Source organism: Mesorhizobium sp. BR115XR7A, from assembly GCF_020165315.1.
GTDB lineage: Bacteria > Pseudomonadota > Alphaproteobacteria > Rhizobiales > Rhizobiaceae > Mesorhizobium > Mesorhizobium australicum.
In genome coordinates this window covers 297,095-321,543 of record NZ_JAIUHW010000009.1, presented here as the reverse complement: position 1 = coordinate 321,543, position 24,449 = coordinate 297,095, and the positions used below count along the sequence as shown (strand labels likewise).

Sequence of the window (24,449 nt, the reverse complement as noted above, 5' to 3'; positions counted from 1 at the left end):
CATGGGACAAAAATAGATGCCAGTACGCTGTCTTCGAAATTTCCCTTGTTATCCCAAGAGACAGTGTGGATAAAGAATGCGACTGATTATTCGCGTTTGTCAACATGCCGGATTTAGAATGTATTGTGGACAGCACGCCCCGCTTGTGTTGGGACCAGGCGGGGAACGAGGGTATCAAGCAGTGAAGCGCAGTCTCGACCGCAAAACCAAGATAGCGCTCGAGCCGCGCAAGCAGCCGCGGCAACAACGGTCCAGCAAGGTGGTCGACAGGATTCTCGACGCTGCGCTGATCCTGACGCGGGAGCAAGGAACCAGGACACCGACGACGCTCGCCATCGCGCAGCGCGCGGGCCTGTCGGTCGGTTCGGTCTACCAGTACTTTCCCAACAAGGAAGCCATTCTTCTGGATCTCGCCCGGCGCTGGCTGTCATCCTTTCCCGAGGTGATCGCGAGGCGCATCAAGGTCGCCCCGCCCACCAACCGCGAAGAATTTCGGCGGGAAGTGCGCAAGCTGTTCATCGACACGTCGAAGCTCTACCTCGAAAACGCCACCCTGATGCCGGTGATCGAGGCCATTTCAGGCAATGCCGACCTGCGGCCGATCCAGAACGAATATGACGACCAGATCATCGCCCTCTATGCTGCATGGCTGCAGCATGTGAACCCCGCACTCGAAGGCAAGATCGCCAGCCGGCTCGGCGTGGTGATGATGGAGGTCGGGCACGTCTGCCGGCTCGTTGGACTGAAGAAGGACCGCAGGACGTTCGACCTCATCGAGGACGATGTGGAAACCATGTGGCTCGCCTTGGTGAGCCCCTACCTCAACCTTGACTGACCGGTTCAATGCAATTCCGGACGGAAAACCGCTTCACACCTTTCCTGGAATTGCCTTAGCTTCGCACTTCGAGAGGAATTTCATGAAGACTGTCTATTCGCCGCTTCACGCCGGTCATGCCGGGCAGATGGAACTGGTCACCTCAGCCATCGTGCCCGGCTTCGAAAAGCCCTCGCGGGCGGAGTTCATCAAGGCGCGGGTCGAAAGCGAGAAGCTCGGGCCGATCATCGCGCCGGTCGAGCACGACCTTGCCGCCGCCAAGCGCGTCCACAGGGCCGACTACATCGACTTCTTGCCGACCGTCTGGCCGCAATGGATCGCCGAGGGCCATGCGGGCACCGCGATGCCCTTCACCTGGCCGACGCGCGGACTGCGCGGCGACGTGCCGCCCAAGCGCATCGACGCCCTGCTCGGCTACTATTCCTTCGACGGCGGCGCCACCTTCGTCGAGGGCACCTGGGCCGCGATCAAATCGTCCTTTGACGTCGCCCTGACCGCCGCCGGCCTGGTCAAGGACGGCGAGAGGTCGGCCTTCGCGCTCTGCCGTCCGCCCGGCCACCATGCCGGGGCCGGCTTCATGGGCGGCTATTGCTACATCAACAACGCGGCCGTCGCCGCGCAATGGTTCCGCGACCAGGGCGCCAAGCGTATCTCGATCCTCGACGTCGACTATCACCACGGGAACGGCACGCAGGAGATCTTCTATGACCGCGCCGACGTACAGGTTCTCAACCTGCACGGTGATCCGATGGTCGAGTACCCGTTCTTCCTCGGCCATGCCGATGAGCGTGGCGCGGGGGCCGGCGAAGGCTTCAACCTCAACTACCCCATGCCCTTCGGCACCGGCTGGGATGCCTGGAACGTGTCGCTGGAGGATGCCTGCGCCAGGCTCGCCGCCTACGCTCCCGACATCGTCGTCGTCTCGCTCGGCGTCGACACTTTCGAAAAGGACCCGATCAGCCAGTTCAAGCTGAAAAGCCTGGATTATCCGAAGATCGGCCAGCGCATCGCCAAGCTCGGCCTGCCGACGCTGTTCGTCCAGGAAGGCGGCTATGCCGTCGAGGAGATCGGCATCAATGCCGTCGGCGTGCTGACCGGGTTCGAGGATCGGTAGAGCGGTCGTCCAGCAAGCGCAGCGCCTGCGGGGAGGACGGGCAAAGGAAGGGTGGCGGCAGCCGCCCTTTTTTGTATCCTGAGGCGCCGCGTAAGCCCATCGCAAAAATCATGGCCGGCCTGCGCGGCTCGATTTCCGTGCCCAGGAAATGCAAAGAAATTGGCCGCTGAGTCGCAGGCCGAGTCCACCGGATTCGATTTTGTCAAATCGCGTTTGATGTCGGATTCATCTGCGGGTAGATTAGACCCGAATCAGCCGGTCCTCGGGGGGCGCGGCGACCACCCAAAGTCTCACGTTCCGGAATTTTTCCGGCGCTAGACGCGGATGTCTCGCGTTCCCTGAATGGATTCCGTCTGGTTGGGCGCGGCCCCGCGCCTCGTGTGTGTCTCGTAAAAGTAACGCGTTTTCGGGTTCGGCAGCTGGCACTCCAGCAGCCGGGCATCAGAATTGATTCCGACCAAAAAGCAGCAGATGAGCAGTCCCGCCGCGCCTCTTCAATCCGACACATTGGGCTCGCGCCTGACGTCGCGCGGTGATCTCACCTCCTTCTTCATGGAGCTGACCGCCGAGATCGGCGCCGACAGCTATATGCTGGTCGCCATTGTCCATGACCAGGACCGCAACGATGCGCGTATCGTGTCTTCGAACTGGATCTTCGACGCCATCGAGTTGATCGGCAAGCGGCTGATCGCCGGCCTTGCACAGGGCCCGCTCACCGCCGCACCCGGTATCCGTCCGACGCCGCTGGTGGCGGCCCAGGCGCCGGATGCCGGCGGGCTGGTCTCGGGCGAAGAGGCTCGGCTCCTCGACGTGCTCGGCCATGCCGAGGTCTATTCACTGCGGCTGAATGTCGGCCGTCAGCGCCTGTTCGCCTTGTTCTCGGCGGCCGCCGCCGGCCGGATCGACCAGCCGGCGCTGATGAAGGCGCAGCTGAAATGCTGCTACGCGCTTTCGCACATCCCGCAGTTGATCGCCGCTGCGGCGATGCAGGATCCGCTGTCGGACCGCGAGCGCGAATGCTTGTTCTGGGTCTCGGAAGGCAAGACCACCGACGAGGTGGCGGTGATCCTTGGCGTCTCCTCCAACACCGTCAACAGCTACATCACCCACGCCATCCAGAAATTCGCGGCCTCGAACCGTGCGATGGCCATCGCCACGGCGATCAGGAGTGGCATCATTTGAAACACGCCGACATCAAGGAGGCCGCGGAGGCCCTTTTCAACGAGCAGCGCAGCCCGTTCGGTGCCTTCTCGCTGGGATCCGAAACACATCACGCCGTCACCATTCCCGATGCGGTGCGCCGCTGCCGCTGGATCTCAGTCGACATCAATGCCTCGGCCTTCGGCCTGTACTTCGTCAGCCCGTCGCCGGAGCGCGCGCGGCTGGTCCCGTGCTTTGATTCAGATTATCCAGGCGTCGCGGTGGCCACCAAGTTCATTTCAGGCGCCAATGGCGAGGACATCGTTCGCCATAGCCGGATTTCGACCGAGCCGCGCTGGTGGACGGATGATGGCGTGGCGGCCATGGCCGACATGTTCGGCAATCTCGCCTGGACCGGACAGATGGCGCCGCTGACACCCGGGTCGAGCGGCATTGCCTTCCCCGTCCATGCCGATCGCGGTCAATGCGGTCTTGTCGTCTTCCTGGGATCGGAGATCGCGCTGGCGCAGGATGCGCTCTACGAAATTCACGCTCGCTGCTTCTCGCTGTTCGCCGCCGTCGCGCGGATGCGTCCGGGAGACGTCGGCAGAATGCGCTCGATCTCCAAGCGCGAGCTCGAATGCCTGAAGCTGACCGCCAACGGCAACACCAGCGAGGAGATCGCGCGGCTCCTGAAACTGTCGGTGCACACCGCCAACCAGTACCTCACCCAGTCGACCCAAAAGCTCAATGCGGTCAACCGCAACCAAGCGGTCGCCAAGGCGTTGCGGCTGGGGCTTATCGAGTAGCCGCTCTCGGCTGAAGGAAGCGCTTTAGAACGCCAGCGGTTCGACCTTGCGAATGCGGGCCTGTTCGATCACCGCCTCCAGCAGCGCCGTGTTGTGCCCGGGGTCTTCGCCCGGCTTTTCAAACGACACGTAATTGACCAGGACCGTGCTGCCGGTCTCGCTCAGCGTCAGCTGGAAATAGACGGTCACGCCGGGCGGCCTGAGTTCCAGATCGAGCACGATGCGCGGGCTGCCGCTCCAGTCGACATGTGCCTCGCCGCCATGACCGAGCCTAAGCGTACCCGGCATGAAGAACAGCTCCGCCGCTGAATCGACCAGATCCGACAGGCAGGCGAAATGCTCCAGCCGGATGAAGGCGATATAGTCGGCGACGTCGATCAGCCTGAGCTCCACCACCACCTGTTCGATGGCGCTGGCGACGATGATCTCGCGGGATTTTGCGTGCGGTTGCCGGTTCATGAAATCTGTCTGCGCTCAGCCTTTTTCGAGTAGACGATCCGCACCAGTTCGGCGACGGCCTGGTAGAATTGTGATGGGATCACATTATCGACCGAAACTTGCTTGTACATGGAGCGGGCGAGCGCCACGTCCTCGAAGATCGGGATGTTATGCTCCTTGGCGATTTCGCGGATTTTCAGCGCCACCAGATCCTGCCCTTTCGCTACGACCAGCGGCGCCGAATCTTCGTCGCGCACATATTTCAGCGCAATCGAGAAATGGGTCGGATTGGCGATAACGAGCGTCGCGCGCGGCACTGCGGTCATCATCCGCTTACGCGCCCGGTCGCGCGCCAACGAGCGCAGCCGCGACTTGACGATCGGGTCGCCTTCGGACTGCTTGAACTCGTCCTTGACCTCCTGCTTGCTCATGCGCAGGTCCTGCTTCCAGTGAAAGCGCGACCAGACGATGTCGATCGCCGCGATCAGTCCCATGACGAACACGATCGCCACCAGTATGTCGACGGCGATGCCACGGATGACGAGGCCGAAAGCGACGGGATTGGTGATCATCCCGGCAAGCAGCTTGCGGTGGTCCTCCGACAGCGTGAAGGTGAGCACGGTGATGGCGAAACCGACCTTTGCGAGCGATTTCAAAAACTCGACCCAGCCCTGGGCGCCGAACATCCGGTTCCAGCCCTTGGCGATCGATATGCGCGACATCTGCGGCCTGATCCGCTCGCCGACGAATTGCGGCATGTTCTGCAGCACGGAGGCGCCGATGCCGGCAACCGTCAGCAGCACCAGCAGGCTCACGACGGCGCGACCCACTTCGAACAAGACCTGCTTGTAAAGCGCGATGACATCGGTCTCGGTGTCCATCGGCCAAGCCTCGGGCTTCTCCAGGAACATCGACAGGAACGTGCTGAGATCGACGACGGCGTCCTTGGCATAGAAGACTGTGAACACCAGTATGGCGACGAACGAGGCGAGGAGCGCCGTTTCCCTCGAATGGGGCAGCTTGCCCTGTTCGATGGTATCGCGGATCTTCTTTTCCGTCGCCTCTTCGGTTTTTGAGTCCTTGTCGGTGGCGTCGGACATGCCTTAGGCGGCGTTCTGCGTCGAGGGAAGTTCGAAGGCCCCTTCGCGCGACAGGCGGATGGTGGTCGTCACGATCGTCTTGCGCGCAGCCATGATGTCGGCGGCCGGGACACCCTCCGAGCCTTGCCCGAGTTCGGCCTCGATCATGCGTCGCGAGCGCGCGCCGATCGCCGACAGCACCGCCTCGGCCAGTGCCGCCGACGTGCCGCGCAGCGCCAGCGTGACAAGCTCGGTCGACAGCCCGTCGAACAAAAGCACGCGCGCCTTCTGGGTGAGCAGCGGCAGGTCGTCGAAAGCGAACAGCCGGGCACGGACACCGTCGAGGTCGGGCGTGCCGGCGGCTTCGAGATCCTGCATGACCTCCTCAAGCAGGGGCTTTTCCAGCTCGTTGAGCACGCTGGCGACGCGCGCCTGCCCGGCCGAAGTGTCCTTGGTGGAGGTATCCGACAGCACGCTGGAGCGTAGCCGGTTCTCGACGATCCTGGTGGCGGCGGCCGGAACGTTGGCCATCGTCACCATGCGCTTGATGATCTCGCCGCGCATCGGCTTCGTCAGTGTCAAAAGCACACTCGCCGCCGCCTGCGGCGCCAGTTTCGACAGCACCATGGCCGCCGTCTGCGGGTGTTCGCCCGCCAGGAAGGCGCCCAGCCGCGAGGGTTCGAGCTTTTCGAGATCGGGCCAGATCGGCGGCGGCCCTTCAGGCGCGACCTCGAATTTCTTGTCGCCCATGATGGCGCTCATCTCTTCGGGCGAGAGAGACTCGTTGAGAATGGTGTCCATCCTGTCGGCGGAATCGAGCAGGCCGGCGCCCTCGGTGAACTCGGCCTCGAATTCGGCGACGATGCGCTCGAGATCGCTCTGCGGAATGGTCCTGAGCAGCCGCGCGCCCTCGATCAGCGCCTTCAGCTCTTCCTGCTTGAAGAATTTCAACAGGCGGCTGGCGGACGGTTTGCCCATCGCCACCAATATGGCGGCCGCCTTCTGCGCGCGCGTCAGGGTCGTCAGCGGCGTCGTCATGCCTTTCGCCTCCGCCGCCACCGGCGAGCTCCGCGATCCATGTCTAGGCGCCCTTCGTGCCGGCGATGATTTCGGTCAGCCTGATGCCAAAGCGCGAAGGGTCGCTTTCGAGCACGGTGATCTCGCCGCGCGCGATCTTGCGGCCGTTCACCACGACATCGACCGGCTCGCCGATGCGGCGATTGAGCGCGACCGTCGACCCCTTCTGCAGCGCCATCAGATCGGCAACCGCCATCTCGGTGCTGCCGAGGATGATCTGGACATCGACGGGGATGTTCATGATAACGCTTGAATTGGCCCCCGCCGCAGCCCGGAACGCCGCATCGGGGCGCTGCTCTTCTTCGTGCAAGACCCCCCGCAATTCCTCGATGGCGCGATCGAGCTGCTCGTCCGGCTGGTCGAGCTCTGCTTCTACCTTGGTCTTGGCCATGCGTCGTCTCCAAAAGCTCAGGCGCGCCCGGCACCAGCCGGCATGAGCCCATCGATGAAATCCTGCCCGGCATCGAAAGGATGCCTGATTCGGACGGTGTAATTCTGACCCAGTTTGCCGAACTCGCATACGAACAGCGTCTGGCCGCGCGCGCCGAGGCGAGCCCGCGATTGCGCCGTTTCTTCGAAGTCGATGACCTGGCCCACTTCGAGGTTGGCGAGGTCGCCCAGCGTCAGCCGCGCCAGCGGCATGGTGGCCTCGAGCGCTACGGTCGAGCGCATCACCTCTTCCGAAAAGCGTGCCCGCCAACTGGTTCCATGATCGTCCTCGCTGATGCTGGCCGTGGCATCGCGGCCCGCCAGCACGATGCGCTGCGGCATCGTCACGGTAATCGAGCCGCTGTCGACCGGCGTCGAGATGCCAAGGACGATGCGGATCGCGGCACCGTCGCGCAACACGTGCCGCCTGGCCTCGATTCCCGACATGGCGCGCGGTGCGGGCAGCCGCAGTTCGAGCGAGCGCCGCCCCGATCCGTTCAGCGCCTGCGCCACTTCCTGGAGCACCATGGTCGAGACATCGGCCTCGATCGACGACAGCTCGCGCTCGATCGGCGACACCGGCATATCCGGGTCGCCGCCGAACAGGGTGGAGACCATGATCGCGATTGCGGGAGCATCCATGACGAGTGTCATCGCGTCCGAGGACGCCGGCGAGCCGACGACGGTCATCGCGAAATTGTCGCCGGCGCGCGAGCGCGCCTCCGGGACGCGGCTGACCTCGACGGCCTTGAGGTCGACAATTACGGGAATGCCGAGCTCGCCCGAGAGTCCCTTCTGCAGCAGCGGCACGGCGCGTTCGGCCATGGCACGGCCGGCGTCGACGACCTGATCGGTCTCACCGCTGTCGCCGACCAGACGCTCGATGATCAACGAACGCGCCTGCGAGGGGCTGCCCGGACTCGTCATGACAGTTTTGGCACCGATCTGTCGCGCATCGCTCAGGCGGCCTTCTTCTCGGCGCTGCCGGTGTTCATGGTGCTCTGCTCGACCGCGTCGATGGTCGGCCGTTCATAGGAGGAGATGGTCTTGCGGCCGAACTCGATCGCCACCTGCGGCAGCGCACCGTTCATGTAGGCGAGCAGCGTCTGCTTGACGATGATGTAGAGGCGGTTCTTCTTCTCGCGCACCGTCTTGATCTTGGTGGCGACAGGTCCGACCACCGCATAGGACAGGAAGATGCCGAGAAAGGTGCCGACCAGCGCCGCGCCGATCAGGCCGCCGAGGATTTCCGGCGACTGGTCAAGCGCGCCCATCGCCTTGACCACGCCGAGCACGGCGGCGACGATGCCGAGCGCCGGCAGGCCGTCGCCGACCGCGACCAGCGCGTGATAGGCCTTCATCTTGTCGGATTTGATGGTCTGGATTTCCTCGTCCATCAGCGCCTCGATCTCGTGTGAGCGGGCATTGCCGATGATGATGATGCGGCAGTAGTCGCAGATGAAATTCATCAAATCGTGATTCTTGAGCACCGTCGGAAAGGCCTGGAAGATCGCCGACTCCTCCGGATTGTCGATATGCGCCTCGACCTCGCTGCGCGACTTGGAGCGCAACTCGCGCATCAGGCTGTGCAGCACGCCGAGCGTTTCCAGATAGTCCTGCTCCTTCGGCACCGCCTGCTTGAAGGCTTCCAGAATGCCCTTGCCGGTATCCTTGACAGTCTTCATCGGATTGGCGACCAGGAAGGTGCCGAGTGCGGCGCCGCAGATGACCACGGCTTCCCATGGCTGCACCAGCACGTGCAGATGCCCGCCCATGGCCATGAAGCCGCCAAGGACGCAGCCAAGCGTCACCACAAGTCCAATCAGAATGCCCACGACCGGTCCTTCCGCATTTCACGTCGGACAAGGGATAGTCCCCGTGCCTTGTGTGAGGCTTGAATCCGAGCCGCCATGGCACGAAAGTTGGCGATTCAGTTTCGCGCAAGGAAGTGAGCTTATGGTGCTGGCATAGCTTCGGCCGGAGGCGCGTCCTTGCTCAGTACCTATACCAGCTACCAGTTGATCACCAAAGACATCAACAAGTCGATCGACCGCATCGAGCAACAGCCGACAGTCGACCGCGATACCCAATATTATCTCGCCAACATCACCAAGGTGAAATCGATCGACGATTTCGTCAAAAATGACCGGCTGTTCAAATACGCCATGAAGGCCTACGGCCTTGAGAACATGGACTACGCCAAGGCCTTCATGGTGAAGGCGCTCAAGGAAGGCGTCTCCGATCCCAACAGTTTTGCCAACAAACTGACCGACAAGCGCTACGCCGCGTTCGTCAGCGCCTTCAATTTCGCCGCCAACGGCCCCAATGCGACGATCTACAACAAGGCGCAGCAACTGGTGACCAGCAACTATGCGCTGCAAGTCCAGATCGGCGCCTCGCAGGCAGGACTCTCCTACTACCAGAGTGAAACCGCTTACTACGTCACCAACATCTCCAAGGTGAAGTCGATCGACGACCTGATGGGCAACAGCCGCCTGCTGACATACGCGATGGCCGCGTTCGGCCTCGACGCCGAGACCGAACCGGCGGCAACCGTCAGGGCCATGCTCGAAGGTGGCGTCAGCGACCCCAACAGCCCCGCCAACAAACTGACCGACAAGAGCTACGCCAACTTTGTCTCGGCCTTCGACTTCGCCCAGTATGGCGATCAGACAACCACGCGCGATGCTGCCCAGCAGGCGGTGCCGAAAGGCTATGTGGCCGGAACCGGACTGAAATTGGTCGAACCGAGCGCCCAGTATATCAAGGGCGAGGCGGACTATTACGCGGCAAACATCTCCAAGGTGAAGTCGATCGACGATCTCATGGCGGACAAGCGCCTGCTCACCTTCGCCATGGCTTCCTACGGATTGGATGCGTCGACCGAAAAGCCGCTGCAGATCAGCACGATGCTGGCGGGCGGCGTCAGCGATCCCAACAGCCCGGCAAACAAGCTGACAGACAAACGCTACGCCAACTTCGTCACGGCGTTCAACTTTGCCCAATATGGCGATCAGACAACGTCGCGCGACGAGGTGCTGAAAGACACGCCGAAGATCTACACCACGGGGTCGGCGCTTGGCCTGATCCCGCCGAACGCGGACTCCATAAAATCGGAGACCGCATACTACCTTGCCAACGTCACGAACGTGAAATCCATCGACGACCTGATGGCCAACAGCCGGTTGTACAACTATGCGCTCTCGGCTTACGGACTCGATCCGGCGACGGAAAGCAAGGATCTCATCCGCAGCGTACTGACCGGGGGCATTCGCGACGCCGACAGCGTCGCCAACAAGATGACGAACAAGGCTTATGCCGGGCTCGCCGCCGCTTTCAACTTCGAGCAGTACGGCGAAGCAGCCACCACCATCAATCCGGCGCAGCAGCCGACCGTCGACAACTACATGCGCCAGACCCTCGAGGAGGACGCCGGCAAGACCAATGAGGGCGTGCGGCTGGCGCTCTATTTCGACCGCAAAGCATCAACCATCACCAGCTGGTACGACGTGCTGGCTGACACGGCGCTTGCCAGCGTGGTGCGCACCGCGCTGGGGCTGCCCGATTCTTTCGCCACCGCCGACATCGACAAGCAGGCGCAATTGTTCGGGCAGAAGCTCGACATCTCGGATTTCACGGACCCCGTGAAACTGAACAAGTTCCTGACCCGCTTCACCAGCATGTACGAGATCAACAATCCGACCTCGACGGCGGTGACGTCGGTCAGCGTGCTCTTTGCCAAACCGGTCACATCGGGCATCTCCACCGACCTGATGATGGCCATGCAGAAACTGAAGTTCTGATCATGCGAGACAGTCTCTACGTTGCCCTCTCCGCGCAGATAGCCCTCGAGCGCCGGCTCGACACGATCGCCGACAACGTCGCCAACGCCAGCACCGTCGGCTTTCGCGCCACCGGCGTGAAGTTCGAGGACGTGGTGTCTGGCGCAGGGCAGAAGTCGGTTTCGTTCGCCTCCTCCGGCAAGACCTTTCTGTCAGGGGCACACGGCGCCATGACGGAGACCGGCAACCCGTTCGATTTCGCCATCCAGGGCGACGCCTGGTTCGCCATTGACACGCCAGTTGGCACCGTCATGACCCGCGACGGCCGTTTCTCGATGAACGAGAATGGCGAGCTGATGTCGGTCGAGGGCCATCCGGTGCTCGACGCCGGCGGGGCGCCGATCCAGCTCGATCCCCGCAACGGTCCGCCCAAGGCCGGCGCCGACGGCTCGCTGCGCCAGAACGAACAGCTCGTCGGCTCCATCGGCCTCTACAATTTCGACCCGGGCGAGAATTTCGTGCGCTATGGCAATTCCGGCATTGTGCCCGCACGCACGCCCGAACCGGTCACCGACCGCTCCGACATCGGCGTCGCCCAGGGTTTCCTCGAGGAATCCAACGTCAATCCCGTGCTGGAAATGACCCGGCTGATCATGGTCCAGCGCGCCTTCGAGAACACTGCCGCGCTGATGCGGCAGACCGATTCCTCCGCCGAGGAGGCGATAAAGACGCTCGGCTCGAAGTCGTAGCATGTCGTCAGAGCAGCCAGCCCTCCGTGCACCCGAAAGACAGCTCCAGCCGGCGCCGCTGGATCGGCTTGCCGCTTTGGAGCGGATTATCAGGCGCTTTGGCGACAGCGACGGGCTGGTCAAGCGCGGCGGGCTCGTCACCGAAGTCACATCAACGCACTACAAGGTGCGCGGCCTTTCCGATTTCACCAGGCTGGGTGACATTGTCGAGCAGCGCGGCCATTCCGGCTCGCGCCGCGGCGAGATCGTCAAGATCAGCCGCGACGAGGTTGTGATCGCCCCCTTCGAACGCAGCGCCGACGCCGGCATCGGCGATGCCGTGTTCCGCAGGGGCCCGCTCGCGGTGGCGCCGCATGCCTCGTGGCGCGGCCGCGCCATCGACGCGCTCACCCGAGCAATCGACGGTGGTCCGCCCTTGGTCAGGGGCGACGACATGTCGGCGGCCGCCGCGACACCCGGCGCCATGGCGCGGCAGCGCGTCGGTACCGCCTTCATGACCGGCGTCAAGGTCATCGACATCTTCACGCCGCTCTGCTTCGGCCAGCGCATGGGCGTCTTCGCCGGATCGGGCGTCGGCAAGTCGACGCTGCTTGCCATGCTCGCCGGCGCCGACGCGTTCGACACCGTCGTCGTGGCGCTGATCGGCGAACGCGGCCGCGAGGTCCGCGAATTCCTCGAGGATACGATCGGCGACAGCATGGCCAAGACCGTGGCCGTCGTCGCCACCAGCGACGAGAGCGCCATGATGCGTCGGCGCGCGCCAGACACCGCCATGCGCGTCGCCGAGCATTTTCGCGACCAGGGCCACCGTGTGCTGCTGGTGCTGGATTCGATCACCCGCTTCGCTCACGCCCTGCGCGAGGTGGCGACGGGAACCGGCGAGCCGCCGGTTGCCCGCGGCTATCCCGCCTCGGTCTTCACCGAACTGCCCAAGCTGCTCGAGCGCGCCGGGCCTGGAACCGAAGGCCCAGGATTGGAAGGCAAGGGATCGATCACGGCCATCATTTCCGTGCTGGTCGACGGCGATGATCACAACGATCCGGTCGCCGATTCGGTGCGCGGCATCCTCGACGGCCATGTCGTGCTCGACCGCGCGATCGCCGAACAGGGGCGCTATCCGCCCGTCAATCCGCTGTCGTCTATCTCGCGACTGGCCGGCAAGGCCTGGAGTGTCGAACAGCGAGCCCTGGTGACGCGGCTGAAGTCGATGATCTCCCGCTTCGAGGACACGCGCGACATCCGGCTGCTCGGCGCCTATCAGGGCGGCGTCGACGCTGAACTCGATATGGCCGTACGCCAGGTGCCCGTCATATATGAGGCGCTGACGCAATCGCCCAGGGACCGTCCGTCCGCCGATCCGTTCTCCGATCTTGCCCGCCATCTCAAGGGAAAGCAGAATGCCGAACCAGGAGACTGAACGCCAGTACACCGAGCGACTCCTGAACGAGATGATCGCCGAAGCGAACGCCGCGGAGCAGGCTCGAGCGGAGGAGGCCAGGGTCGCCAGGGCAAACGCCGCCGCCGCCATGGCTGCCCGGACCGCGGTTGTTCTGGCCAAGGCCGTCAAATCGGCTCTCCCCAGATCCGAGCCTTTGCCGGCCCGGACTGCCGACCCCCCTGTGAATTCCCTTCCCCGCGTCGAGGCTGCCGATATGGCTCAAGCCAGTCGCGAATCGTTGATCGATGGCCTGTTTGCCGCCAGCGAATGGCCGCAGCCGCCAAAGCCGCAATTCCCCAGACTGGGCAAGAAGAAGGCGGACCGTCGCAGCGACGTCGTCATCGCCGCGCTCGGCATCACGCTCGGCCTGACCTGCGCCCTGTTTCCCTGGTACATCTTCTTCAACCAGGACCAGTTCGGCGTGCAGGCGATCAAGTTCGGCGGCACCGGTACCAATTCGGGACGTGCGGGAGGTGGCGTGGTCGCCGAGCGCAGCGCGCCGCTGACCGCCAGGGACGTTCCCAACGCCGATGTAGATCTGCTTGCCACCGGCACGGTGCAGGACGATTCCAAAACGCAGCCGCCCGGCGAGCAACCCTTCCCCGCCGACATCGCGAAGTTCCGCATGGTCCATGTCGCCAATGGCCGCGCCATGATCGAGGACGACACCGGCCTGTGGATGGTCCAGCGCGGTTCGACGCTGCCGGATTCCAGCAAGGTATCGGCGATCGAGCAGCGCAACGGCAAATGGGTCATGCTTACCAGCGCCAACCAGGTGATCGAGCTTTCCAGATAAGCCGTCACGGTTTTGTGCCGAGGATGATTTCAGGTCGGATCGTCCTGAAATCATCCGTCTCCATTTCAAGGGATGGAGCATGATGTCGTCCGAAAACCGCTTCACCGTTTTCGCCTTCACGTTCTAGCGACCGATCGCAAGGTCCGCGCAAGACTGGCGTCCTAGTCTTTGGGCACATGCCCGGAGATTCCCATGGAGCCTGTTTCCCTTTTCGATCTCGCCGCCAAGCAAGCGCAGTGGCTGTCGGTGCGTCAGTCGGCGATCGCCGGCAACATCGCCAATGCCAACACGCCGGGCTACACGGCAAACGACGTCGAGCCGTTCGAGAAGGTGCTCGACCGCACCGCGGTGTCGCTCCAGATCACCGAGCCCGGTCATCTCGGCACCGCGGCGACCAATGCCGGCTTCTCCATCAAGCCGCAGGAAGACGACGGCGTGGTCATGCCCTCCAAGAACACGGTCGTGCTTGAAGACCAGCTTCTCAAGGCCGGCGAGGTGCGCCGCTCCTTCGAACTCAACACGGCCATCGTCAAGGCATTCCACTCAATGATGATGATGGCGGTCAAGAGCTGACCATGGACGCACTGACCGCAGCCCTCAAAGTCGCAGCATCAGGCCTTGGCGCTCAGTCCGAGCGCCTGCGCGTGGTTTCGGAAAACCTCGCCAACGCCCAGTCGACAGGCACCACGCCGGGCGCCGACCCGTATCGCCGCAAGACCATCAGCTTCGTCTCCGAACTCGACCGGGCCTCCGGCAGCTCGACGGTGGAGGTGAATTCGATCGACCGCGACCCGAGCAATTTTCCGGTCGAATTCCAGCCCGGCAACGAGGCCGCCGACGACAAGGGCTACGTCAAGATGCCCAATGTGAACGTGCTGATCGAGATGGCCGACATGACCGAGGCCAACCGCTCCTACGAGGCCAACCTGCAAGTCGTGAAGCAGGCGCGTGATCTCATTTCAATGACCATCGACCTGATGAGGAACCAATGATCGTCAACGGCATCGGCGCGCTTAACCTGAAGCCTGGGCTGGGCGATACAGCCACCGATCTGCTGCAGGGTGGCGTTGCGCCGGCGGCATCGGGCAACCTTGGCACCTCCTTCGCCGAAGCGGTGAGCCAGGCTGCCTCCAAGACCGTCAGCACCATGCAGAATGCCGAGCAGGTGTCGATGCAGGCGCTCAAGGGCGACGCCGACACCCGCCAGGTGGTCGATGCCGTGATGAGCGCCCAGCAGGCGCTGCAGACCGCCGTCGCCATCCGCGACAAGGTGGTCTCGGCCTATCTCGAAGTCAGTCGCATGGGCATCTGAGGAGCAGGCCATGAAAGCACTCGCCATCGCCGCCACCGGCATGAATGCCCAGCAGACCAATCTGGAAGTCATCGCCAACAACATCGCCAACATCAACACCACCGGCTACAAGCGCGCGCGCGCCGAATTCTCCGACCTGCTCTACCAGGTCGATCGCACGCAAGGCGTCCCCAACCGCTCCAATGCCTCGCTGGTGCCGGAAGGCGTTTCGATCGGTCTCGGCGTCAAGACGACCGCCGTGCGCAACGTCCACACCCAGGGTGAACTGACCAGCACCGGCAACAGCTTCGACATGGCGCTCACCGGCAGGGGCTGGTTCCAGATCGAAGGCGCCGATGGCGGTACGCTCTATACCCGCGCCGGCGCCTTCAACACCAACGCCACCGGCCAGCTGGTGACGGTGGACGGCGCCAGTGTCATTCCGGCCATCACCGTGCCGACTGATGCGGTCGAAGTCATCGTCAACAAGACCGGCCAGGTCTTCGCCCGCATCGACGGCCAGACCGACCTGCAGAACCTCGGCCAACTCCAGATCGTCAACTTCGCCAACGAGGCGGGCCTCGCGCCGCTCGGCGACAATCTCTTCCAGGAGACAACGGCTTCCGGCCCGGCCAATGTCGGCGTGCCCGGCGATCCCGGCTTCGCCACCATCCAGCAAGGCTATCTCGAGGCCTCCAATGTCGACCCGGTCAAGGAGATCACGGAACTGATCTCGGCGCAGCGCGCCTATGAAATGAACTCCAAGGTCATCCAGGCCGCCGACGACATGGCCTCCGTCGTCTCCAAGAACATCAGGTAACGGATGATGGCCATGCCGATCTCCTGCTCCGCATTCCGTCGCGCCGCGCTCGCCCTTGCGCTGGTGGCCTGCGGCATGCCGGCTTTCGCCCAGGACTCGGCCAACCAGATCGTCAGCAACCAACCTGCTGGCGAGGTCGTGCTGATCCCCAACCGGGTCATCTATCCCGGCGAGACCATCGAACTCGCCGCCCTGAAGCAGGTCACCCTCATCCCCGGCAAGCACAAGCCCGATGCTGTTGCGACCCGTTCCGAGGAACTGCAGGGCAAGATCGCCAAGCGCACGCTGCTGCCCGGCCGCTACATTCCTTCAGCCGCCGTCCGTGAGGCCTGGCTGGTCGAGCAGGGTGCCGCCGTGCAGGTCTTCTTCGTCGCCGGCGGGCTGACGATAACGGCCACCGCCGTGACCTTGCAGGCGGGTTCGGCGGGCGACTTCATCAAGGTCCGCAACAGCGACAGCGGCAAGATTCTCTCGGGCACGGTGATGGCCGACGGCACCATCCAGGTCGGCGCTTCATGATGCGCCCGCTTGCCCTTCTGATTGCGGCCACGCTCGGTCTGCAGCCGGCACTAGCCGATGGCCTGACGCCCAAGGCCAAGCGCGAACTCGCCGCCAGGAATGGCGGTGTCTACGACGATCCCGAATATGATCCCGCCACCACCACGCGCATGTTCCGCGTTTCGCCCGGACCAAGCTCGCTGCCGCCTGGCCAGGTCGCCTCGCGCATCAAGGATATCGCGCAGCTGCAGAGTTCGCGCGACAACCAGCTCGTCGGCTACGGCCTCGTCATCGGGCTCGCCGGATCCGGCGACAGCCTGCGCAACTCGCCGTTCACCGAACAGTCGATCCGCGCCATGCTCGAAAATCTCGGCATCGCCACCGAAGGCGGCAGCGCACGCGCCAAGAACGTCGCCGCCGTCATCGTCACCGCCAACATGCCGCCCTATGTGCAGTCCGGCGCCCGCATCGACATCAACGTCTCCTCGATGGGCGACGCTACCTCGCTTGCCGGCGGCACGCTGATCATGACGCCGCTGAAGGCGGCGGACGGGGAGATCTACGCCGTCGGCCAGGGCGCGGTCATCGTTTCCGGTTTCACCGCTCAAGGCCAGGCCGAGCAGTTGACGCAAGGCGTACCGACCGCCGGCCGCGTGCCGAACGGGGCCATAATCGAGCGGCAGGTGAAGGCCGAGTTCGATGACCAGTCGACGCTGACGCTGCAATTGCGCAATCCCGATTTCTCCACCGCCATCCGCATCGCGGACGCGATCAACGACTACACCGCCCAGCGCTTCGGCATGCGCGTGGCGGCGGAGCGCGATTCCCGCACCGTGCAGATCAGGCGGCCGAAGAGCGTTTCGGCGGCCCGCTTCTATGCCGAGATCGAAAACCTGGTGGTCGAGTCCGACACGCCGGCCCGCGTCGTCATCGACGAGCGCACCGGTACCATCGTCATCGGCAACGACGTCAAGATCTCACGTGTCGCCATCAGCCACGGCACGCTGACGGTGCGCATTACGGAAGCGCCGCGCGTCGTGCAGCCCGAACCCTTCTCCAAGGGCGAAACCGCCGTCGAACCGTTCACAGCCATCGATGCCACCCGGCCCAACGCCCGCGTCGCCGTGCTCGACGGGCCCGACCTGCAAACTCTCGTTTCCGGCCTCAACCGTCTCGGCGTCAAGCCGGACGGCATCATTGCCATCCTGCAAGGCATCAAGTCGGCCGGCGCCTTGCAAGCCGATCTGGTTCTCCAATAGCGATGCCGATGATCACCTCCCTCTCATCTCATCAAGGACGCCCTCCCAGCGCAATCTTGTTCGCGGCCACGGTCCTCGCGGCCATGTCCGTTTCGAGCTGCGGCGCACGCGGCGAGGATGTCGTTCGTCAGATTCTGCCCGGAGCGCAGCCCGCGGTCGCACCGCAGCAACTGACACGAGAAAAGGCGCCGGACCAGAGCGAGATCGAGCGCTTCTGCTCCAACATCGCCGACGCCGCGCGCGACCGCCGCTATGCCTTGCAGGCGGAGGAGTTAAAACAGCTGCAGGCAGGCATCGACGAGCGCATGAAGGCGCTGGACGCAAAAAAAGCCGAATACGAAACCTGGTTGAAGCGGCGCGAGGTGTTTCTGGCCCGGGCCGAGGACGGTGTCGTCAAGATTTATGCCGGCATGAAGCCCGATGCCGCGGCCGAACGCCTGGCAATCGTCAACGCGGACCTCGCCGCGGCCATCCTGATGAAGCTCGATTCACGCAAGGCGGGTGTCATCCTCAACGAAATGGACCAGAAGGCGGCGGCGACGCTCACCGGCATCATGGCCAGCGCAGCCCGAAGGGTAGATCCGTCATGATCCGCAGAATGCTCATCCTGTGCGCGGCGGCAGCCTTGTCCGGCTGCGCAACCAATTTCAAGGAGATCGGTAGGGAACCATCGCTGTCGCCGGTCGGTTCGGGCATCGGCGGCGACGGGGCAGCACCCTACAGCTATCCTCAGCCGCCCGCCGCGCCGGTCAAGAAGTTCTCTTTGTGGGACGACCGCCAGAGCCGGCTGTTCACCGATCCCAGGGCGCTGCGCGAAGGCGACATCCTGACCGTCAGGATCAAGCTCAACGACAAGGCCAACTTCAAGAACCAGAACGACCGGAGCCGCACCGCCGCACGCAAGCTGGGTTATGACGTCACGCTCGGATGGGAAGGCAACAGCACCAGCGGCAAGGGCGACGCCGGCTTGAGTTCCAGCACCGAAACCAATGCCGACGGCGAAATCAAGCGCTCCGAAAACCTGGAGCTCAACGTCGCCGCCGTCGTCACCGAGGTCCTGCCCAACGGCAATTTGATGATCAGGGGTTCCCAGGAAGTGCGCGTCAACTACGAGCTCAGGGTGCTCACCATCGCCGGCATGGTGCGCCCGTCGGACATCGGCGCGGAAAACACCATCTCCTATGAACGCATCGCCGAGGCGCGCATCTCCTATGGCGGCCGTGGCCGCGTCAGCGAGGTCCAGCAGCCGGCTTATGGCCAGCAGGTCCTCGACCAGGTTCTTCCGTTCTAGGCATTGGAGAGCGCGGCACCATGGCCAATGTCGATCAGATTCAGCCTCGCAAGGGTCCTTCCCTTGCCGTGCAGGGCGCCATGCTGCTCGTGGTGACGGCCGCCGCCATCGGCATGGGCTGGATGTCGGGCGGTTATCTCAAGGGCGTCGGCGCACCATCGTCGGTGCCAGTCGCGCCTGAAAACGAGGGCAAGGTACCCCAGCCCGAAGCCGCTCAACAAGCTGGCGCGGGGCCGACGCTCGTCGCGCTGGCGCCGATCACCACCAACATCGCCTCGCCCGCGGACACTTGGATCAGGATGGAAGTGTCCGTGGTCTACGACGCTCCGCAGCCGCCGGCGATGGCGGAGGACGTCCAGCAGGATCTTCTGGCCTTCGTGCGTACCCTCAAGATGCACCAGATCGAAGGCGCCAGCGGCTACCAGCATCTGAAGGCCGATCTCGACGAACGCGCCTCGATCCGCAGTCAGGGGCACGTCAAACAGGTTCTCGTCAGGACATTGCTGCTCGAATGAGAAAATTCCTTCTTGCCGCGGCACTGATTGGCGCCGCCACCTCCGTCGCGGCGGCCCAGCAACTGGACCTTGGCGGCATCGGCAAGGCCGATGGCGCCACCGTCGGCTACATCATCCAGATGTTCGGCCTGCTCACCGTGCTGTCGGTGGCGCCGGGGCTGCTGATCATGGTGACCAGCTTCACCCGCTTCGTCATCGCCTTCTCCATCCTGCGTGCCGGCATTGGCCTGCAATCGACGCCGGCGAACCTCATCCTCATTTCGCTGTCGCTGTTCATGACCTTTTATGTCATGGCGCCGACCTTCGATCAGGCGTGGAATACCGGCGTCAAGCCGTTGATGGACAATCAGATCAGCCAGACAGAGGCCTTCGAGAAGATTTCCGATCCGTTCCGCACCTTCATGCTGCACAATGTGCGCGACAAGGATTTCGACCTTTTCGCCGACCTTGCCCGCGAACGCGGCCAGGTCGTTGCGAAGGAGACGGTCGACCTGCGCATCCTGGTGCCTGCCTTCATGATCTCCGAGATCCGGCGCGGCTTCGAGATCGGCTTCCTGATCGTGCTGCCATTCCTGGTCATCGACTTGATCGTGGCCACCATCACCATGGCGATGGGCATGATGATGCTGCCGCCCACGGTCGTGTCGTTGCCGTTCAAGATCCTGTTCTTTGTCCTGATCGACGGCTGGAACCTGCTCGTCGGCAGCCTGGTGCGCTCTTTCACCTGACCGTGCGCGCTCGACATCGGGTATGGCCTGCCTGCGGAATTGGGCAGCGCGCCGCGTCATCGAATTCCTCCGAATTATTTTCGATTAACCGTCCAGTTTAGTCGTTTGGTAGGGACTCGCCGCCATAGTCGCTCGCAGATGGCGGGTGACCCAAACGCAACGGTCATTGGCATGATGCCGCTCCGTCATACCGGACAAACCGGTATGCAAAAAACACCCTGTAAAACAAGGTACGAGTAGCCATGGCCAGTATCATGACCAACGCCTCGGCGTTGACCGCTCTGCAGAGCTTGAACGCCACCCAGAAGAACCTCGACACCACCCAGGCCCGCATCTCGACGGGTTATCGCGTCTCCCAGGCGTCGGACAACGCCGCCTACTGGTCGATCGCCACCACGATGCGCTCGGACAACTCGGCGATGTCCACCGTTTCGGACGCGCTCGGCCTCGGCGCCTCGAAGGTCGACACCGCCTACACCGGCATGGACAGCGCGATCACGACCATCAACCAGATCCAGCAGAAGCTGACCGCATCCTACGGCCAGACGGACGCTTCCAAGGAAAAGACCCAGGTCGAAATCGCCGCTCTTCAGAAGCAGCTGAAAGCCTACGCCGATGGCGCCACCTTCTCCGGCACCAACATGCTCTCGGTCAACAGCGGCGCCACCGCCACGACCGCGGCCGACGTCAAGATCGTTTCCGCCTTCAACCGCAGCGCCACCGGCGCGGTTTCGATCTCGACGATCGACGTCAACGTGGAAAGCATCAAGCTGTATGAAGCCGGCACTGCTGCCGGCGTGACGAAGGGTATCCTCGACGCCGACCGCCTCGGTACCGATGGCAGCGTCGCGGCCGCGGCCTCGAACCCGACCCTGGGCGCTGCCGCGGCGGCCACCGACACTTATTCGGTCGCCAGCCTGAAGATCTTCTCGGGCACCACCGCTGCGAGCGACACCCAGATCCAGGCTATGATGAACGTCGTCGATGCCGCGCTGAAGGGCATGACCAACGCTGCCACCAAGCTCGGCGCCGCCAAGAGCTCCATCGACCTGCAGAAGACCTTCACCTCGAGCCTGATGGACTCCATCGATCGCGGCGTCGGCCAGCTCGTCGATGCCGACATGAACAAGGAATCGACCCGCCTCCAGGCCCTGCAGGTTCAGCAGCAGCTCGGCGTCCAGGCGCTGTCGATCGCCAACGGCTCGTCGCAGTCGATCCTGTCGCTCTTCCGCGGCTGATCCCTCTCGACGGATCAAACCAGGCAAACGGGCCGCGCCAAAAGCGCGGCCCGTTTTGCGTTTGCTCCAGCCCCGCGCAACCCTCGTTTCTTAACCCTCGAAAGCTGGCTTTTAACAGGCCGTTAACCATAACGCGCTAGTCATGGTTAACCAATGACTTACAACGGATTGCCGAATCGGCCCGATCGGGTGACGGTAATCCACGAGCGGGTCGAGCGGCTCGCGAGGGCAACGCCGGTTTGAGAAAGACCGGTCTGGAAAAAGGAGCGAGTTTCTTGGCGAGCATCATGACGAACGCCGCGGCGTTGACCGCACTTCAAAGCCTTAACGCCACCAACAAATCGCTCGAGCAAACGCAGTCCCGAATCTCCACGGGCTACAGGGTCTCCGAGGCCTCCGACAACGCCGCCTACTGGTCGATCGCCACGACGATGCGCTCCGACAACCAGGCGCTGTCGACAGTCCAGGACGCGCTCGGCCTGGGCGCTTCGAAAGTCGACACTGCCTATACCGGCATGAACAATGCGCTGGATACGATCGGCAAGATCAAGACCAAGTTGCTTTCGACCATTGGCCAGACGGGTGCCGCCAAGGCAAAGACGCAGACTGAAATCACCGCGCTCCAGGCGCAGATGAAGTCCTTTGCCGATGCCGCCACCTTTTCGGGCTCGAATTATCTTTCGGTAACGTCGACGCAGGTCGCCGCCGCCAATGATGGCGTCCAGGCCGACGCCAAGATCGTGTCGTCCTTCAATCGCTCATCGTCGGGCGCCATCTCGCTCGGGACGATCGACATCGATGTCGAGAGCACCAAGCTGTTCGATTCCGGTCTCTCCACCGCCGTCAAGAACCAGGGCACGCTTGACCGCCAGACCTCGGTCTATTCCACGGCGGCCGCCCAGGACCTGTATGATACCGCTTATGCGGCCGCAATCGCCGGCGGCGGCACGGATATTGCCGCCAACACCGCCGGCCAGACCGCGGCCGGGGCGGTGGTTCCCAGGATCGACAATGTTTCCGCATACAACCTCGATATCACCGCGGCCGGCGTGACCGACGACATCATCACCCAGATGGTCGGCAAGATCGACAAGGTCATGAGCCAGTTGACCGACTCCGCCACCATTCTCGGTGCGGCCAAGAGCTCCATCGACCTGCAGAAGACCTTCACGCAGAGCCTGATGGACTCGATCGATCGCGGCGTCGGCCAGCTCGTCGATGCCGACATGAACAAGGAATCGACCCGCCTCCAGGCGCTCCAGGTTCAGCAGCAGCTCGGCATCCAGTCGCTGTCGATTGCCAACAGCTCCTCGCAGTCGATCCTGTCGCTGTTCAAGAACGGCTAACCTTGGCCTAGCTGACGGATATTTCGAAATTCACGGGCCGCGCCGCAAGCGCGGCCCGATTTCATTTTCGCACAAGCTTCGGGAGCTAGTGTTCCGGCGGACAGTCATGCTGGGAGTCGCTCAATCGTGCCGGAACAGATCCAGAGCATCATCTCGAATCTCCGCGGCTTTGGCGTCAGGCGCCTGGCCATGCTGGCGGGCATCGCCGTCCTGGTGATGGGCGTCATCGGCATTGCCTCGGTTTACCTCAACCGCCCGGCCTACGACACGCTCTATGTCGGGCTCGATCGCTCCGATGTGAACCAGATCGGCCTGGTGCTGGGCGAGGCCGGCATCGGCTTCGACGTCGGCGCCGACGGAACCTCCGTGCTGGTTCCGGCCGGCACCACGGCGCAGGCGCGCATGCTGCTTGCCGAAAAGGGTCTGCCGACCAGCGCCAATGCCGGCTACGAATTGTTCGACAATGTCGGCGCGATGGGCCTCACCTCCTTCATGCAGCAGATCACCCGGGTGCGCGCGCTCGAAGGCGAGATCGCCCGCACCATCCAGTCGATATCGGGCATCAAGGCGGCGCGCGTCCACATCGTCATGTCCGAGCGCGCCAATTTTCGTCGCGACGAACAGCAGCCCTCCGCGTCGGTCGTCATCCGCTACGCCGGCATCGACGCGGAGAAGAGCGCCATGTCGATCCGCCATCTCGTCGCCGCCGCAGTCCCTGGCCTGTCGGCCGACAAGGTGACGGTGCTCGATTCCAACGGCAATCTGCTGGCCGCGGGCGATGATCCATCCAACACCAGTGCCGCTCGCACGCTCGGCGTCGAGCAGACCGTGGAGGCGCAGATCGGCGACAACATTCGCCGCGCGCTCACGCCCTATCTCGGGCCCGACAATTTCCGCGCCAGCGTAAAAGCTGATGTCAACACCGACACCCGCCAGACCGAAGAGACGATCTTCGATCCGGAGTCCCGTGTCGAGCGCTCGGTGCAATCGGTGCGCGCCAACGAGAACAGCAACCAGAAACAGGCCTCGACCCCGGCCAGCGTCGAGCAGAACCTGCCGGAGACCCAGGCGACCAGCACCGAAGGTCCGCAGACCTCCTCGGCCAACGACCGCAAGGAGGAGATCACCAACTACGAGATCAACTCCAAGAAGATCGCCACCGTCTCCAATGGCTACAGCGTCACCAAGATGTCGATCGCCGTCGTCGTCAACCAGGACCGGCTGAAGACGATCCTGGGCAAGGACGCGACACCGGACCAGATCGCCAAGCGCGTCGCCGAAATCCAGAAGATGGTAAGCTCCGCCACCGGCTTCGACGACAAGCGCGGCGACGTCATCGACGTCTCGGCCGTCGAGTTCATCGACGGGCTGGACGGCGAGGCGGTGCCACAGGCGGGAATGCTCGATTCCATCGGCCAGCATGCCGGCACGCTGATCAATGCCGGCGCCTTCATCGTGGTGGTGTTCCTGGTCGCCTTCTTCGGCCTGCGGCCGATGGCGGCCGCGCTGACGGCAAAGGCGACGCCCGCTATAGCAGGCCCCAATTTCGATGAGGTCCAGCGCTCCCTGCCCACCCCAGAGGCAGCCGCTTCCGCCGATGCGGGTGCCGCCATTGGCGCTCTGCCCGGCACGCGTGCCGGCGCCACCCCGCTCGACGATCTGCGCCAGAAGATCAGGCCGGCTCCGCAGGAGCGGCTTGCCCGCATGGTCGACATCAACGAGGAACGCACCGCGCAGATCCTGCGCAAATGGGCGGCCCAGGAAGTCGCGGCGTAGA

At 63.5% G+C, this 24,449-nt stretch carries 27 protein-coding genes; 21 read left to right on the top strand and 6 right to left on the bottom strand.

The genetic code is table 11. The features are described from left to right. Positions 1-181 precede the first annotated feature (181 nt). The 4 genes from LB557_RS20960 (at position 182) to LB557_RS20945 (ending at position 3,898) form a co-directional block, all read left to right on the top strand. Positions 182-835 carry a TetR/AcrR family transcriptional regulator gene (locus LB557_RS20960; protein WP_224641064.1) on the top strand — a complete coding sequence of 218 codons (654 nt, stop codon included), beginning with the start codon at positions 182-184 and terminating at the stop codon, positions 833-835. Between the two features lie 82 nt (positions 836-917). Further along, positions 918-1,949 carry a histone deacetylase family protein gene (locus tag LB557_RS20955; RefSeq protein ID WP_015315928.1) on the top strand — a complete coding sequence of 344 codons (1,032 nt, stop codon included), beginning with the start codon at positions 918-920 and terminating at the stop codon, positions 1,947-1,949. Positions 1,950-2,420: 471 nt separating this feature from the next. Next, on the top strand, positions 2,421-3,131 hold the full coding sequence (locus LB557_RS20950) for a helix-turn-helix transcriptional regulator (RefSeq protein WP_041163672.1): 711 nt from the start codon (positions 2,421-2,423) through the stop codon (positions 3,129-3,131). Next, the gene (locus LB557_RS20945; protein ID WP_015315926.1) at positions 3,128-3,898 is read left to right on the top strand and encodes a helix-turn-helix transcriptional regulator; all 771 of its coding nucleotides are present in this window, start codon (positions 3,128-3,130) and stop codon (positions 3,896-3,898) included. The genes LB557_RS20950 and LB557_RS20945 overlap by 4 nt, the downstream gene beginning before the upstream one ends. 24 nt (positions 3,899-3,922) lie before the next feature. On the opposite strand, the gene LB557_RS20940 is transcribed toward LB557_RS20945, so the two are convergent. Genes LB557_RS20940 through motA form a run of 6 tightly spaced genes read right to left on the bottom strand, consistent with a single transcriptional unit; the run spans position 3,923 to position 8,756 of the window. Further along, positions 3,923-4,357: a hypothetical protein gene (locus LB557_RS20940; RefSeq protein ID WP_015315925.1), complete on the bottom strand. Its 435-nt coding sequence runs from the start codon at positions 4,355-4,357 to the stop codon at positions 3,923-3,925. Continuing rightward, positions 4,354-5,436, bottom strand: coding sequence for a flagellar biosynthesis protein FlhB (flhB, locus tag LB557_RS20935; RefSeq protein WP_140713476.1), 1,083 nt, complete (start codon positions 5,434-5,436; stop codon positions 4,354-4,356). The genes LB557_RS20940 and flhB overlap by 4 nt, the downstream gene beginning before the upstream one ends. Positions 5,437-5,439: 3 nt before the next feature. Beyond that, complete coding sequence (locus tag LB557_RS20930; RefSeq protein WP_015315923.1) at positions 5,440-6,453, bottom strand: flagellar motor switch protein FliG; 1,014 nt, start codon at positions 6,451-6,453, stop codon at positions 5,440-5,442. A 43-nt stretch (positions 6,454-6,496) separates the two neighbouring features. Then, complete coding sequence (gene fliN / locus LB557_RS20925; protein ID WP_015315922.1) at positions 6,497-6,883, bottom strand: flagellar motor switch protein FliN; 387 nt, start codon at positions 6,881-6,883, stop codon at positions 6,497-6,499. A gap of 17 nt (positions 6,884-6,900) precedes the next feature. Next, a complete protein-coding gene (locus LB557_RS20920) occupies positions 6,901-7,848 on the bottom strand; it encodes a FliM/FliN family flagellar motor switch protein (protein ID WP_140619462.1) in 948 nt (315 codons plus the stop codon). 32 nt (positions 7,849-7,880) lie between these two features. Next, positions 7,881-8,756, bottom strand: a complete 876-nt coding sequence (gene motA, locus LB557_RS20915; RefSeq protein WP_015315920.1) for a flagellar motor stator protein MotA — start codon at positions 8,754-8,756, stop codon at positions 7,881-7,883. A 156-nt stretch (positions 8,757-8,912) separates the two neighbouring features. On the opposite strand from motA, the gene LB557_RS20910 reads away from it, so the two are divergent. From LB557_RS20910 to fliF, 17 genes are all read left to right on the top strand, one after another. Beyond that, positions 8,913-10,724, top strand: coding sequence for a DUF1217 domain-containing protein (locus tag LB557_RS20910; protein ID WP_224641067.1), 1,812 nt, complete (start codon positions 8,913-8,915; stop codon positions 10,722-10,724). A 2-nt stretch (positions 10,725-10,726) separates the two neighbouring features. After that, the gene (gene flgF / locus LB557_RS20905; RefSeq protein WP_015315918.1) at positions 10,727-11,452 is read left to right on the top strand and encodes a flagellar basal-body rod protein FlgF; all 726 of its coding nucleotides are present in this window, start codon (positions 10,727-10,729) and stop codon (positions 11,450-11,452) included. Position 11,453: 1 nt separating this feature from the next. Further along, positions 11,454-12,869 (top strand): flagellar protein export ATPase FliI, encoded by a 1,416-nt coding sequence (gene fliI, locus LB557_RS20900; RefSeq protein ID WP_224641069.1) that lies wholly within the window; start codon positions 11,454-11,456, stop codon positions 12,867-12,869. Continuing rightward, positions 12,850-13,686, top strand: a complete 837-nt coding sequence (locus LB557_RS20895; protein ID WP_224641071.1) for a hypothetical protein — start codon at positions 12,850-12,852, stop codon at positions 13,684-13,686. Before fliI ends, LB557_RS20895 begins: the two co-directional genes overlap by 20 nt. A 192-nt stretch (positions 13,687-13,878) precedes the next feature. Then, the gene (flgB, locus tag LB557_RS20890) at positions 13,879-14,259 is read left to right on the top strand and encodes a flagellar basal body rod protein FlgB (RefSeq protein ID WP_140823144.1); all 381 of its coding nucleotides are present in this window, start codon (positions 13,879-13,881) and stop codon (positions 14,257-14,259) included. A 2-nt stretch (positions 14,260-14,261) separates the two neighbouring features. Continuing rightward, positions 14,262-14,678: a flagellar basal body rod protein FlgC gene (gene flgC, locus LB557_RS20885; protein WP_015315914.1), complete on the top strand. Its 417-nt coding sequence runs from the start codon at positions 14,262-14,264 to the stop codon at positions 14,676-14,678. Further along, positions 14,675-14,998, top strand: a complete 324-nt coding sequence (locus LB557_RS20880; RefSeq protein ID WP_181166333.1) for a flagellar hook-basal body complex protein FliE — start codon at positions 14,675-14,677, stop codon at positions 14,996-14,998. Before flgC ends, LB557_RS20880 begins: the two co-directional genes overlap by 4 nt. 10 nt (positions 14,999-15,008) lie before the next feature. Further along, a complete protein-coding gene (gene flgG, locus LB557_RS20875; protein WP_015315912.1) occupies positions 15,009-15,797 on the top strand; it encodes a flagellar basal-body rod protein FlgG in 789 nt (262 codons plus the stop codon). Positions 15,798-15,803: 6 nt separating this feature from the next. After that, positions 15,804-16,316: a flagellar basal body P-ring formation chaperone FlgA gene (flgA, locus tag LB557_RS20870; protein WP_224596440.1), complete on the top strand. Its 513-nt coding sequence runs from the start codon at positions 15,804-15,806 to the stop codon at positions 16,314-16,316. Then, positions 16,313-17,554, top strand: coding sequence for a flagellar basal body P-ring protein FlgI (locus LB557_RS20865; RefSeq protein ID WP_224641073.1), 1,242 nt, complete (start codon positions 16,313-16,315; stop codon positions 17,552-17,554). Before flgA ends, LB557_RS20865 begins: the two co-directional genes overlap by 4 nt. A gap of 2 nt (positions 17,555-17,556) precedes the next feature. Continuing rightward, positions 17,557-18,144, top strand: coding sequence for a MotE family protein (locus LB557_RS20860; RefSeq protein ID WP_015315909.1), 588 nt, complete (start codon positions 17,557-17,559; stop codon positions 18,142-18,144). Then, the gene (gene flgH / locus LB557_RS20855; protein ID WP_015315908.1) at positions 18,141-18,845 is read left to right on the top strand and encodes a flagellar basal body L-ring protein FlgH; all 705 of its coding nucleotides are present in this window, start codon (positions 18,141-18,143) and stop codon (positions 18,843-18,845) included. The genes LB557_RS20860 and flgH overlap by 4 nt, the downstream gene beginning before the upstream one ends. A gap of 20 nt (positions 18,846-18,865) precedes the next feature. Beyond that, complete coding sequence (locus LB557_RS20850) at positions 18,866-19,360, top strand: flagellar basal body-associated FliL family protein (RefSeq protein WP_015315907.1); 495 nt, start codon at positions 18,866-18,868, stop codon at positions 19,358-19,360. Next, a complete protein-coding gene (gene fliP, locus LB557_RS20845) occupies positions 19,357-20,088 on the top strand; it encodes a flagellar type III secretion system pore protein FliP (RefSeq protein ID WP_015315906.1) in 732 nt (243 codons plus the stop codon). The genes LB557_RS20850 and fliP overlap by 4 nt, the downstream gene beginning before the upstream one ends. Before the next feature lie 242 nt (positions 20,089-20,330). Beyond that, entirely contained in the window at positions 20,331-21,326 is a 996-nt protein-coding gene (locus tag LB557_RS20840) for a flagellin (RefSeq protein WP_015315905.1), read from the top strand. A 275-nt stretch (positions 21,327-21,601) separates the two neighbouring features. Next, on the top strand, positions 21,602-22,672 hold the full coding sequence (locus tag LB557_RS20835) for a flagellin (protein ID WP_015315904.1): 1,071 nt from the start codon (positions 21,602-21,604) through the stop codon (positions 22,670-22,672). A 126-nt stretch (positions 22,673-22,798) separates the two neighbouring features. Beyond that, positions 22,799-24,448 (top strand): flagellar basal-body MS-ring/collar protein FliF, encoded by a 1,650-nt coding sequence (gene fliF, locus LB557_RS20830; protein WP_023781317.1) that lies wholly within the window; start codon positions 22,799-22,801, stop codon positions 24,446-24,448. Position 24,449: the final 1 nt, after the last annotated feature.